Origin of the sequence: Borreliella japonica (assembly GCF_030438115.2) — a bacterium.
GTDB lineage: Bacteria > Spirochaetota > Spirochaetia > Borreliales > Borreliaceae > Borreliella > Borreliella japonica.
In genome coordinates this window covers 24,637-36,425 of the sequence record NZ_CP179497.1, presented here as the reverse complement: position 1 = coordinate 36,425, position 11,789 = coordinate 24,637, and the positions used below count along the sequence as shown (strand labels likewise).

The 11,789-nt window shown below is 26.4% G+C and carries 10 protein-coding genes and 9 pseudogenes; 8 read left to right on the top strand and 11 right to left on the bottom strand.

Annotated features, from left to right (window positions below; genetic code table 11):
• Window positions 1-121: 121 nt before the first annotated feature.
• The gene (locus QIA21_RS05110) at window positions 122-652 is read right to left on the bottom strand and encodes a P52 family lipoprotein (protein WP_418905547.1); all 531 of its coding nucleotides are present in this window, start codon (window positions 650-652) and stop codon (window positions 122-124) included.
• Window positions 653-860: 208 nt separating this feature from the next.
• Here QIA21_RS05110 and QIA21_RS05105 point away from each other — a divergent pair, with 208 nt between their 5' ends.
• Entirely contained in the window at window positions 861-1,358 is a 498-nt protein-coding gene (locus QIA21_RS05105; RefSeq protein ID WP_418905546.1) for a P13 family porin, read from the top strand.
• Between the two features lie 186 nt (window positions 1,359-1,544).
• Here QIA21_RS05105 and QIA21_RS05100 read toward each other — a convergent pair.
• The 3 genes and pseudogenes from QIA21_RS05100 to QIA21_RS05090 all read right to left on the bottom strand — a co-directional run.
• Window positions 1,545-1,739 (bottom strand): annotated as a pseudogene (locus QIA21_RS05100) (zinc ribbon domain-containing protein); the annotation flags it as partial.
• Between the two features lie 69 nt (window positions 1,740-1,808).
• On the bottom strand, window positions 1,809-2,417 hold the full coding sequence (bdr, locus tag QIA21_RS05095; protein ID WP_418905545.1) for a Bdr family repetitive protein: 609 nt from the start codon (window positions 2,415-2,417) through the stop codon (window positions 1,809-1,811).
• A 58-nt stretch (window positions 2,418-2,475) separates the two neighbouring features.
• Window positions 2,476-2,994: a DUF226 domain-containing protein gene (locus QIA21_RS05090; protein WP_418905544.1), complete on the bottom strand. Its 519-nt coding sequence runs from the start codon at window positions 2,992-2,994 to the stop codon at window positions 2,476-2,478.
• Window positions 2,995-3,005: 11 nt separating this feature from the next.
• On the opposite strand from QIA21_RS05090, the pseudogene QIA21_RS05085 reads away from it, so the two are divergent.
• Window positions 3,006-3,191 (top strand): annotated as a pseudogene (locus QIA21_RS05085) (site-specific integrase); the annotation flags it as partial.
• A gap of 5 nt (window positions 3,192-3,196) precedes the next feature.
• Here the strand turns inward: QIA21_RS05085 and QIA21_RS05080 are convergent.
• Both QIA21_RS05080 and QIA21_RS05075 read right to left on the bottom strand, forming a co-directional pair.
• Window positions 3,197-3,624, bottom strand: a pseudogene (locus tag QIA21_RS05080) (DUF261 domain-containing protein).
• A gap of 86 nt (window positions 3,625-3,710) precedes the next feature.
• Window positions 3,711-4,734: pseudogene (locus QIA21_RS05075) on the bottom strand (DUF244 domain-containing protein); the annotation flags it as partial.
• 1 nt (window position 4,735) lies between these two features.
• Here QIA21_RS05075 and QIA21_RS05070 point away from each other — a divergent pair.
• Together QIA21_RS05070 and QIA21_RS05065 are read left to right on the top strand one after the other, a co-directional pair.
• Window positions 4,736-4,980 (top strand): annotated as a pseudogene (locus QIA21_RS05070) (Bdr family repetitive protein); the annotation flags it as partial.
• Between the two features lie 589 nt (window positions 4,981-5,569).
• Window positions 5,570-5,874 (top strand): annotated as a pseudogene (locus tag QIA21_RS05065) (DUF244 domain-containing protein); the annotation flags it as partial.
• On the opposite strand, the pseudogene bdr (QIA21_RS05060) reads toward QIA21_RS05065, so the two are convergent.
• The 5 genes and pseudogenes from bdr (QIA21_RS05060) to QIA21_RS05040 form a co-directional block, all read right to left on the bottom strand.
• Window positions 5,853-6,098 (bottom strand): annotated as a pseudogene (gene bdr, locus QIA21_RS05060) (Bdr family repetitive protein); the annotation flags it as partial. The pseudogenes QIA21_RS05065 and bdr (QIA21_RS05060) overlap by 22 nt on opposite strands.
• A 12-nt stretch (window positions 6,099-6,110) precedes the next feature.
• Window positions 6,111-6,667: pseudogene (locus tag QIA21_RS05055) on the bottom strand (chromosome replication/partitioning protein).
• A gap of 20 nt (window positions 6,668-6,687) precedes the next feature.
• Window positions 6,688-7,464 (bottom strand): ParA family protein, encoded by a 777-nt coding sequence (locus QIA21_RS05050; RefSeq protein ID WP_418905543.1) that lies wholly within the window; start codon window positions 7,462-7,464, stop codon window positions 6,688-6,690.
• Window positions 7,440-7,997: a DUF226 domain-containing protein gene (locus tag QIA21_RS05045; RefSeq protein ID WP_418905542.1), complete on the bottom strand. Its 558-nt coding sequence runs from the start codon at window positions 7,995-7,997 to the stop codon at window positions 7,440-7,442. Before QIA21_RS05045 ends, QIA21_RS05050 begins: the two co-directional genes overlap by 25 nt.
• A gap of 9 nt (window positions 7,998-8,006) precedes the next feature.
• Window positions 8,007-9,101 (bottom strand): plasmid maintenance protein, encoded by a 1,095-nt coding sequence (locus QIA21_RS05040; RefSeq protein WP_418905541.1) that lies wholly within the window; start codon window positions 9,099-9,101, stop codon window positions 8,007-8,009.
• Window positions 9,102-9,498: 397 nt separating this feature from the next.
• Here QIA21_RS05040 and QIA21_RS05035 point away from each other — a divergent pair.
• From QIA21_RS05035 to QIA21_RS05020, 4 genes and pseudogenes are all read left to right on the top strand, one after another.
• Window positions 9,499-9,885: pseudogene (locus QIA21_RS05035) on the top strand (plasmid maintenance protein); the annotation flags it as partial.
• Window positions 9,886-9,894: 9 nt separating this feature from the next.
• A complete protein-coding gene (locus QIA21_RS05030) occupies window positions 9,895-10,452 on the top strand; it encodes a DUF226 domain-containing protein (protein WP_418905540.1) in 558 nt (185 codons plus the stop codon).
• Window positions 10,428-11,204 (top strand): ParA family protein, encoded by a 777-nt coding sequence (locus QIA21_RS05025; RefSeq protein WP_418905539.1) that lies wholly within the window; start codon window positions 10,428-10,430, stop codon window positions 11,202-11,204. The genes QIA21_RS05030 and QIA21_RS05025 overlap by 25 nt, the downstream gene beginning before the upstream one ends.
• A gap of 20 nt (window positions 11,205-11,224) precedes the next feature.
• Window positions 11,225-11,782, top strand: a complete 558-nt coding sequence (locus QIA21_RS05020; RefSeq protein ID WP_418905538.1) for a chromosome replication/partitioning protein — start codon at window positions 11,225-11,227, stop codon at window positions 11,780-11,782.
• The last annotated feature ends 7 nt before the right edge of the window (window positions 11,783-11,789 follow it).

Below are 11,789 nucleotides of genomic sequence, written 5' to 3'. Positions count from 1 at the left end.
ATATTATATTTTTTTAGTATAAAAGCTAACCTTCAAGATTAAAAGTTTAAATATCTCTAACCCAAAACTAACTCCATTAATAGCCGGCAATCATCTTAAAAAGTGTTCTCTATTGCTTCCTTTATTTATAAATTCCTTCATCATAAAAATATTGTTCATCAATAGTAGGCTTAGAGGCAGCATCATTCGCATACACGCTTGTATTATAATCAAAATATTTAACATCTGGAGAATACAAATCCCTTATACATGAATAAAGCCAAGAAACTCCACGTTCAAATCTATCATTCCGCTCATTTTTTACCCTACCAAAAAACTTAATCAATTCTTTAGATCGATCAGAACCCAAGCTTAAAAAGAATTTATTAAAATACTCCTCATTATAGTCAGTCAATGGAGGGATTTCTAGAGTACCATTTTTCAAACTACTTAAAGTGTGTAGAGTCTCTTTTATATCAATCAACAAACGATGCTCAGCCTCATATAATTTTAAATTAGCAAATATGCCTTCAGTAACAATCTCATCAGAATCCATATCACTACTTTGTTGTGAATTCTCAAAAAAAGTTTGAAAAGCTTGTTCCTGCTTATCAGACAAATAACAACCCAATAAAGCTAATGTTATTATGCAAACACCAACCAAAATCCTCATATATACTCCTTCTCCACCTTGCTGCTAAAACAATCTACAAATATATAAATATATACCAATTTTATCTTTTCTCAAGAATTGTTAAAATCGGCTTAGAACATTCAAGTAACTCAAACGATATTGAAAAAAATCCATCTCCCACACATAAAAGACAAAATTGAGCTAATATTACATTATCAAAACTTTATTATTAGGAGGTAATATTAATATGAAAAAAATCTTCATTTTAATATTAATTTTTAGTTTAACAATACAAATCTTTGCGTCAGAAGATACAGTTGGAAAAGGTATTGGGGATATTGCAACTACTTTGAAATATGAAAGCGAAAAAGCCACCGTGCTTGCGCCATTCCTTTTGAATTTCTTTTTTAGTTTAGGAATAGGGTCCTTTGTACAAGGAGATTATATTGGTGGTAGCGCATTGATTGGAACTCAAGCATTGGGCGGAATATTTCTATTAAGTGGGTATATTATTACTGGTACAGCAACCGGACAGGGGCAAGCAATAGCTGGAGCAGCAATTGTGGGAATAGGGTACCTCACAATTGCTGTATCCCACATAACCGGACTTATTATTCCATTTACATTTGCAAATAAATACAACGCAGATCTTAGGAAAAAACTCGGCATTTCCCTTGCGGGTTTTGAACCCAATTTTGATATTGGAATAAACGGATTCCAGCTGTCGTTTAAAAAAAGTTATTAAATAGAAGAGAACATTCTATTAAGGTCTAAAGAAATTCTCTTATTAAGGAGAGTTTCTTTAGACCTCCGTGAACTACTATTTCTAAATCAAAGATTATATAGAAATAGCTTCTTGTTTCATCCCATGATAGCTTTTTAGGTTCTAAAAGAACGATCATCCACTAGAGCATGGTCCACAAGCTTAACTTCAGGCAGTTCCTGCCTTAGTTTTTATTTCTTTGTAATAACTTTTAAGATTTAGAGCTGCATTTATATCTCTATCATGCAAAGTATTGCAGCCACTACAAGTCCACCTAGTATCACTTAATTTTAGAGCTGTATTTTTAATGCCGCAATTGTTGCATAGCTTACTTGATGGGAAATATCTATCTGCTTTATGCAATATTTTAACTTACGTTACAAATTCATCTCCACCTAAATTTCATAGAAATTATAGGTGGAGTATTCTTTGTTATTTCGTGTTAAAAAATCCCTCAATTAGCGAAATAATGAAAGGCCCTATAATAGCTATAGCAATAGGTACTAATATTATTGACATAATAGTTATTACTCTATTGCTCAAGTCAAGATTTTTAGATAATAATTGATTATTAATTTCCATTTTTTCTAATAAAAATTGATTATTAATTTTTAATTTTTCATCAAGATTTTGTGCCAAATTATCAATCTTAGCATTTAAATTCTTTTCTACAGTATCAATTTTAGCATTTAAATTCTTTTCTACAGTATCAATTTTAGTGTCTAAGTTAGCTATATCCTTTTGTAAATTCTTTTCTACAGTATCAATTTTAGTGTCTAAGTTAGCTATATCCTTTTGTAAATTTTTTTCTACATTATCTATCTTAGTATTGAGCTCATTCTTTACGGTCTCAATCTTGAACTCAAGATTCTCAAACTTTATTCCAAATTGTTTTTCTAAATTTTCTAAATCTCTATACGTAAGCTTATTGTGATAATATCTTTTAGATAAATCTTGTGCTATTAGTTGTTCCATGCCTAATCGAAGAAACTCTTTATATATTTGCTCTTCAGTAATGTTTGTTGTTAATACTAATTCCATAATCACTCACCTACTAAGTGTAGTATAACACAAATTACAGCCAAATAATAGTAAATTTTCAAAACTTACGAAATCGACTGCGTACACGCAGATGGGGTGGGGGATTGATCAGATTACCAATTTGATCTAGCATTTCTTCCCTTTTTTGCTTGATTTTTGCAACCCACTTCGTAATAATTCCTTCGGGCTGTAAATCTTTGGAGTAAAACTTGAACACTTCTTGTTCTAACTTCAAAATTTTCTTATACAATTTTCTAATAGACCGAATATTCCGGCCGTCAACAAAATAAGATATAGTATGAACATACAGAAATACACTTCCCGTTTTGAACCTAAATTCAATGTAATAAGCCTTATTGAAAGTTTTGAAATTTTTTTTAGAAAATCTACAAACAGACACGTAATCGTTAAAAAACCTATTTCCCTTGATTCTTTTGTATCCGTAAAAAATTCCGTAAAACACATCACCCTCTTTCAACGGGTACAAGTAAACCGCCTTTTTTTCTTTGTTCAACGTATTGGCAAAGAAAATTGCAAACATTTTTTTGCTGGCTCTCCAAGCCCACAAAACATTCATCAATCTTGTATGATAAATCACTTCATTTATGCAGAAATTTGTTTGTTTCAAATTTAAAATCCAATGGATACAATTCTTTTCAAATTAAAGAACTTATGAAATATTCTTCAACCCATGAAATTGATAATATCTACGGACTCTCTTCTGCTAACAAAATTCAAGCTTATAAGTGCATCAAAAATAGCTTAAAGCTGTAGTAAAACTATCTAAGTTTAAATATACGCTTTGAAATTACTTTAAATACTTTTCCATTGGGCTTTAAATCAAGTGAATCATATAATATTTCTTTCTCTTTTGTAGCAATAAAGTGTGATCCATTAACCCCCATAATTTTAACTTCACTTATTTCAAATTCATTAGCAGCCACAAAGTAGCCAGAAGATTCATACCTCACACTACTCCTAATTCCATAGTAATTAAGTACTATACAAGGATCATTAATAAAAAACAATTTTTCTTAATGTACCCGAGTCCTAAAAATCTGCGATACGCCACATTTATTCCAAAAGCATTAAATTCAATATTCTTCAACATATTTGTATAATAATGCAAGTATAAAAAATAACACCCCCATCTTTGTATCTCTCCAAGTAAACTCCTATTTTTTTGTTTTATTTTACTAATAAGCATTAATTAATCCTCCAATGTTAAATATTTTTTTAATTTTTTTAGTGCCCCCATTCAAAAGGGGACGCTATTTGCATACGACATATTGCTCATATTCCTCTAGGCAAGTAAAATTTATTATTTGTTGTCGAAAGTTCCGTAAATCTAGCTGCTATTGCCCTTTTCTTAGGATCGTAATTAAACACAAATTGTTTGAATCTGTAATTTACATGATTCATTAGTGGATATTTATCTAAAATTTCATCGATTTTAATTTTAATCCGTTCTTTAATAGGTTTTTCTCTCCTTTTGTTTTCATTTTGAATTTTATCTAGTTCTGATTTTAGATTGTCAATCTCAATCAGCTTACACTCAAGATTAACAGCAGACTCATCAGTTTTAATCTCAAAGTCAATGCCACTCAACATACTCTACAAATTCATTTATCCAGTCAAACTCAACTCCAGATCGATAAAAATCACTCTTTAATACCAATTCCTCAATATCTTCAATAAGATTTATAAACGTATCATTATCATAATCACTTGCAATTAATAAATTAGACCCATTCTTTTCAAGAATTTCATTTCTTAAATCGAAAACTTCCTGTTCACATTTTTGAACAAATTCTAAAACTTTTGATATCAAAGAATTATTTCTCTTTATCCTACAGTTCACCGGTGCAACATCTATTAAGAAGAATAAATTACAATACTCAAGTCCAGTACATGCTAGCTGCATTTGTGCCTGCACATAGTATTTGAAAAAATACTTACTACTTAAAAAATTGCCATTTTTATTGTACTCAGCTATAGCACTACTCATATAATTAGAATAGCTACTCTTAATCTCTAAAAGCTCTAAATCACCATCCTTATTTATAAACCATCAATCAATTGTTGAACCCACTAAAGTTGCTGAACCGCGAATTTTTTTGAAATAGTTATATTTATCAACACCGTTGGCATATTTATTTTTATACTAAACATTAATATTATCGCCGTGAGCTTTAACAAACTCTCTCAATCCTAGATTTTCCAACTCTTTACCCTTGAACATATACAAATTCTCTTCAAAAGGCATACTCATACCAAAATATTTAAGCACTCTGTTTATCATCAAGTCTTTTAATCCAATAGATAACGTAAAAAATGAACTTAATGCAAAAATAGATAGTGTAAACAATAAGATTGATATTGTAGGGAAGAATTTAGAAAAAGATATATCTATTTTAAATACCAAGATTGACATTGAAGTAAAATTTTACGCAAAGATCTTAATATGGGAAACAGATTAATACATTTTATGATATTAACAGCAGCAATTCTTGAACCAATTTTAAATGCTTTATTTATGAAATATTTACAATTTATTAAATAATAAGATAATGCACAATTTACTTTTTAGTCATGTTATTAGAAAAATAACATGACTAAAAAGTAATATTATATTTTTGATTTGTTTTAAATTAGAAATCATTTAAATTTTATAACCAAAGAATTTTAATGAGTTCTTTTTTTGTAAAAAGACAAATTGATTTTAATTCTAAATTGGCAGCCAAACTTAACTTTTAAAAAACTTGACAAAAATTATTTTTACTATATTATTTTGTCAAATAATGTTGATTGCAAAATATCAGCTCAAAGGTTAATTTATTTAGCATTTCCCAAAAATTATTAGTTGGAATTTATTGAATTTCTTTCGCAAGAGAGTTTCGATAAATTCTCCATATTGTTATTTACAAGAAATTTTGTGTAAAGTTGACAAAAATAGTTTTTGCTATACTATATATAACTAATAAAATTATTGTTATAGTACAATTTTCAAAAAAATAATATAAGGGTTTAGCTTAGTTCTTTTAGTAGAGAATCTAGCTAAGCTTTATTTTTTTGCAAAAATTTTTGTTAAAAACTTGGCAAAAAAGTTTTTGCTTTAATGTTGTTATTAACATTAAAGGAGGATGACTATTATGTCACACACAAATAATAATTTAAATATTCAAGATAATATGCAAAATGGAGGATTCCACATGATGCATTCTGATTAACAAAGTTTTATTGGATGTGAAGTGTTTGAGGAAAAAGCTCTTCCCATTAAAAAAAAAGCAAATTAAGCAAGATAGGTAAAAAATTACCAGGAATAAGCAGTCAAGAATGTTTCAGGTTTAATCGAAATATTGATTTTAGTGTGCAGAGAAACAAACTTGATAAATACGGAACTAGTGAAGTGGGTACTGTTCTAATTGGTGGAGCTGAAGTATCTAAACTATCTATTTTGGTATTTAAACTCTTTTCAACATTATCTATCTTAACGTCTAAATTAGATATATCTTTTAGCAAATTCTTTTCTACATCAATTATTTTCTCTTTTAAATATTCAAAGTTGTAATTATCATTATAAAGAAAAACAAAATCTATCGCCTCCTCACTAAACCCTATGTTTAAAAATTCATTTTTAATACTTTCTATGTTATATGTTCTGTACGCTAAATTGTTCATAAAATCTTCTTACTATCCTTTTAATTGCTTGTATTCCTTCATAATTCTTTTAATTATTTCTTTTTCATCGCTAAATAATTTATCTAATAAAAACCCCGTGAATTTAGAATTACTTTTGTAAAAATCGTAACTTTCTTGCTTTTTAAGTTGAAATCTTAAAGGTTTTATTGGATTTTGATTAGATTTTTAATGATATTACTGCCTTCCAATTGCTTAATTGCTTTTTCAATACCATTATTAGCAATAAAATTGTAGTCAATAATGCCTTTTTCTACACCAGACACTATTTTTATATACTTATATGCTTGAGATTTAGCGATTTTAAAATTAGCTAAAAAACTATAAAAATTCTTATATCCATCCAAAATATACAATTTTTTTTGATTAATTGTGTTCAATATTTTTGCTGTTTCTATTTTATTATAAATGTCATCTATTGTTAGAGTTTTTAATTTATCTTTCAATCTCAAATATTCCTCTTTATGAATTTCTTCTAATGACTCCATTTTAGAAATATTTTCCTTTATATCCACTCTTTTGGTTATTATCATTTTATTTTTAACACTCATTCAAGCTCCTTATTTGTCCATTACTGGATTAAATTATATTTGTTATTTATTTTTAACATTTTTTTTAAAGATTTTTCATATTCTTGATAATAATCTGTTTTTGAAGAAAATTCTTTTCTATAAAACAGCGCTTTTTTGATATCATCTCTTTTAGGAATAACTCCTATTAGATTTTCTTTATACCTATTTTCTAAATTAAATATTATTTCCTTGTCAATGTTTTGCCTTTCTAAAGCTCCCGTCACTAAAAAGTAAGGCGTAATATCGTTTCTATAAACTTTATTTATTGCATCTAATATTAGATCTATACTTTCAACTGCCCATAGATCAGAATTAATTGGTATTATTAAATAATTGGTAATTACCAACGCATTGTTTAAAAGATGTCCTAAACTGGGATTTGTATCAATTATTACATAATCATATTTAGATTTAACAGCTAAAAGTCTTTTTTCTAAAAGATTGTCTTGCAATGGTATACTTTCTGAATTAAAAACGGATAATTCTAATGAACTAGGAATTATATCTAAATAATTAGATACTGTAAAAATGCAATTTTCTATGTATTTCCTTTGTTTGAAAACTTCATAAAGATTGTAATTTTCAACATCTACATTTTGTTCTTTTAATTTAAATAAAAAGTAACTCGTTATACTAGCTTGTGGATCACTATCAACTATCAATACTTTATATTTTTCTTTAGCTAGTATATTGCTATAAAACAAAACGCTGGTACTTTTGCCAACACCGCCTTTAATTGACGCAATTGTTATTATTTTAGGTTTTTTATTATCCATTTCGTTAGTGGTCCTTGTTCTGGGTATTTTTTCCCATAAAATTCATATATCTGTTTTTCTAAATCTGTAAACATACTAAATAATATCTTATTGTAGTGATTATTCATTCTCTCTTTATATAATAAGCGGTACAATCCCTTGAAATAAAAAAACACGCTACCTGCTTTAAATCTAACTTCCATATAATATGCCCTTGCAAAGCCGTAGGATTTTCTAGTTCCATTTTTTTCATACTTTATAATTGCCTTTTTTATTGGTTTTCTAAACCCGTAAAAAATTCCTAAAAACTTATCTCCTTCTTTAATGGGATAAAGATGAGTCTCTTCAACAATTCTTTCTCCATTAAACAAGGCTCTCAGTGATACCCGAAATTCATGTTTTTTCTCATAAACTCCAAATTTATAAACATCCATCATTATTTTTGTATGGTACATTGCTTTACCATTTTCTTTTTGAATCAAAATAAACCGTTCTTTATTTTTGCATTCAACCTTGCATTTTCCTTTTTTTATAGGTTCTGGCGCATTTTCCATATTAAATCCTCATACAACTTCTTTTAATATTGAAGAATTATTTTCATTTTGTATTATTTCTAATAATTCATAATTATATGTATCAAATACTTTATTATATTCTAATTTCTTTTTGCTATTCAAATATGTTTTTATGACAGGCTTTATAATTTCAATATTCGCCTTTTCTTTTAGCCGTTCAATAAGTATATTGAAAATGTTTGTCTTTAAATTCTCATAATCTTTTTGGAGATTTTCTTTTTTTATTTCAATTATTTTTTCTAATTTGAATGTTATTTTGCCTAAATCGTTATATTTTTGATTTTCAATAATAAAATGCGGCTTATTTTTGTAGTTTTCATATATTTTTTTAAATTCTGTTTCTAATTGTTCAGCATTGTATCCGTTTTTTTCTAATTGTTTTTTGGTATTTTCTAAAATTTCTTTCAATTTTTTTTGCTTTTCTTTAAAAGAATTTTTGTTAAAATGTATATTTTTACTTTTTATTGTTTTAATTTCAAATCTCTTTAAAGCTTTAATTATTTCAATTTTTTTATCTTTACTAATATCTAAATTTAATAAAATTTGAAGAATTTCTTTACTTTTAAAGTTGCATTTATTGAAATAGTTTATTATTTGAAACTTTTCTATCTTATTATTACTTTCTTCTTCTTTTTTATTATTTTTATTACATAAACATTTCTCCAACTCTACATTACCCTTTTTTAGAGATTTGTCTTTAAGATAGTTATTAACTCTTGATGTAAATCTAGAGTGTGTTTTTTCTTGAAAATATTGGTTGATTTTAAAGTGGCATTCATTTTTTTCACAATTGAGGTGATAGTAAATTTCAGTCCCACAATTTACCCCCATATGTTGGTAGTAGTTTGTTGTTACTTTTATTTCTTTTTCTAATTTGTAAAGATATTTTTGCAATGTTCTTAATGTAGTAGGAGCTTGACCATTTCTTTTTAGATTTTCATTAAAGTAATAGAGTATGGTTTTTTGTGTATATTTTGGATATTTCTTGTTTACGTAATTAAGTGTTGAAGTAAGAACTATTAATTTATTTTGTAATTTGTTGAGGTAATTTGGACTTTTTTTATTGTTTGAAACTTTTATCATAAGTTTTCTCCTTTAATGTTTAATAATAATTAATAATATAATGCAAAATTTTGAATTAAAAGTAAATACTTTTCAAAAAAATATTAAATTTTAATTATTAATTTTGTTAATAAAATACACTTTTTGTAAATTACAGAAAATAATTTGATTTTAATTTTAAATTGGGATACACTACAAATAACGTAGCGAAACATTTCATATGTTTACCTACCTTTAATGTTAATTTGCAAAAAATGTAATGTAAGGGTTTAGCTTAGTTCTTTAACAAGAGAATCTAGCTAAGCCCTCATTTTTTTGTAAATTACAGAAAATAATTTGATTTTAATTTTAAATTGGGCTACACTACAAACAGCGTAGTTGTTTAAATATTGACATTTTCGACTACCTATATTTGAAATTTGCAAAAAATGGATATAACACCAAACAATTGGAAGCAAATATTCAAAAAATATATGAAATTTACAAAAATAAATCCCATTTTATTATTGAAAATCAAAAATATAACGATTTAGGCAAAATAACATTCAAATTAGAAAAAATAATTGAAATAAAAAAAGAAAATCTCCAAAAATATTATGAGAATTTAAAGACAAACATTTTCAATATACTTATTGAACGGCTAAAAGAAAAGGCGAATATTGAAATTATAAAGCCAATTATAAAAACATATTTGAATAGCAAAAAGAAATTAGAATATAATAAAGTATTTGATACATATAATTATGAATTATTAGAAATAATACAAAATGAAAATAATTCTTCAATATTAAAAGAAGTTGTATGAGGATTTAATATGGAAAATGTGCCAGAACCTATAAAAAAAGGAAAATGCAAGGTTGAATGCAAAAATAAAGAACGGTTTATTTTGATTCAAAAAGAAAATGGTAAAGCAATGTACCATACAAAAATAATGATAGATGTTTATAAATTTGGGGTTTATGAGAAAAAACATGAATTTCGGGTATCACTGAGAGCCTTGTTTAATGGAGAAAGAATTGTTGAAGAGACTCATCTTTATCCCATTAAAGAAGGAGATAAGTTTTTAGGAATTTTTTACGGGTTTAGAAAACCAATAAAAAAGGCAATTATAAAGTATGAAAAAAACGGAACTAGAAAATCCTACGGCTTTGCAAGGGCATATTATATGGAAGTTAAATTTAAAGCAGGTAGCGTGTTTTTTTATTTCAAGGGATTGTACCGCTTATTATATAAAGAGAGAATGAATAATCACTACAATAAGATATTATTTAGTATGTTTACAGATTTAGAAAAACAGATATATGAATTTTATGGGAAAAAATACCCAGAACAAGGACCACTAACGAAATGGATAATAAAAAACCTAAAATAATAACAATTGCGTCAATTAAAGGCGGTGTTGGCAAAAGTACCAGCGTTTTGTTTTATAGCAATATACTAGCTAAAGAAAAATATAAAGTATTGATAGTTGATAGTGATCCACAAGCTAGTATAACGAGTTACTTTTTATTTAAATTAAAAGAACAAAATGTAGATGTTGAAAATTACAATCTTTATGAAGTTTTCAAACAAAGGAAATACATAGAAAATTGCATTTTTACAGTATCTAATTATTTAGATATAATTCCTAGTTCATTAGAATTATCCGTTTTTAATTCAGAAAGTATACCATTGCAAGACAATTTTTTAGAAAAAAGACTTTTAGCTGTTAAATCTAAATATGATTATGTAATAATTGATACAAATCCCAGTTTAGGACATCTTTTAAACAATGCGTTGGTAATTACCAATTATTTAATAATACCAATTAATTCTGATCTATGGGCAGTTGAAAGTATAGATCTAATATTAGATGCAATAAATAAAGTTTATAGAAACGATATTACGCCTTACTTTTTAGTGACGGGAGCTTTAGAAAGGCAAAACATTGACAAGGAAATAATATTTAATTTAGAAAATAGGTATAAAGAAAATCTAATAGGAGTTATTCCTAAAAGAGATGATATCAAAAAAGCGCTGTTTTATAGAAAAGAATTTTCTTCAAAAACAGATTATTATCAAGAATATGAAAAATCTTTAAAAAAAATGTTAAAAATAAATAACAAATATAATTTAATCCAGTAATGGACAAATAAGGAGCTTGAATGAGTGTTAAAAATAAAATGATAATAACCAAAAGAGTGGATATAAAGGAAAATATTTCTAAAATGGAGTCATTAGAAGAAATTCATAAAGAGGAATATTTGAGATTGAAAGATAAATTAAAAACTCTAACAATAGATGACATTTATAATAAAATAGAAACAGCAAAAATATTGAACACAATTAATCAAAAAAAATTGTATATTTTGGATGGATATAAGAATTTTTATAGTTTTTTAGCTAATTTTAAAATCGCTAAATCTCAAGCATATAAGTATATAAAAATAGTGTCTGGTGTAGAAAAAGGCATTATTGACTACAATTTTATTGCTAATAATGGTATTGAAAAAGCAATTAAGCAATTGGAAGGCAGTAATATCATTAAAAAATCTAATCAAAATCCAATAAAACCTTTAAGATTTCAACTTAAAAAGCAAGAAAGTTACGATTTTTACAAAAGTAATTCTAAATTCACGGGGTTTTTATTAGATAAATTATTTAGTGATGAAAAAGAAATAATTAAAAGAATTATGAAGGAATACAAGCAATTAAAAGGATAGTAAGAAG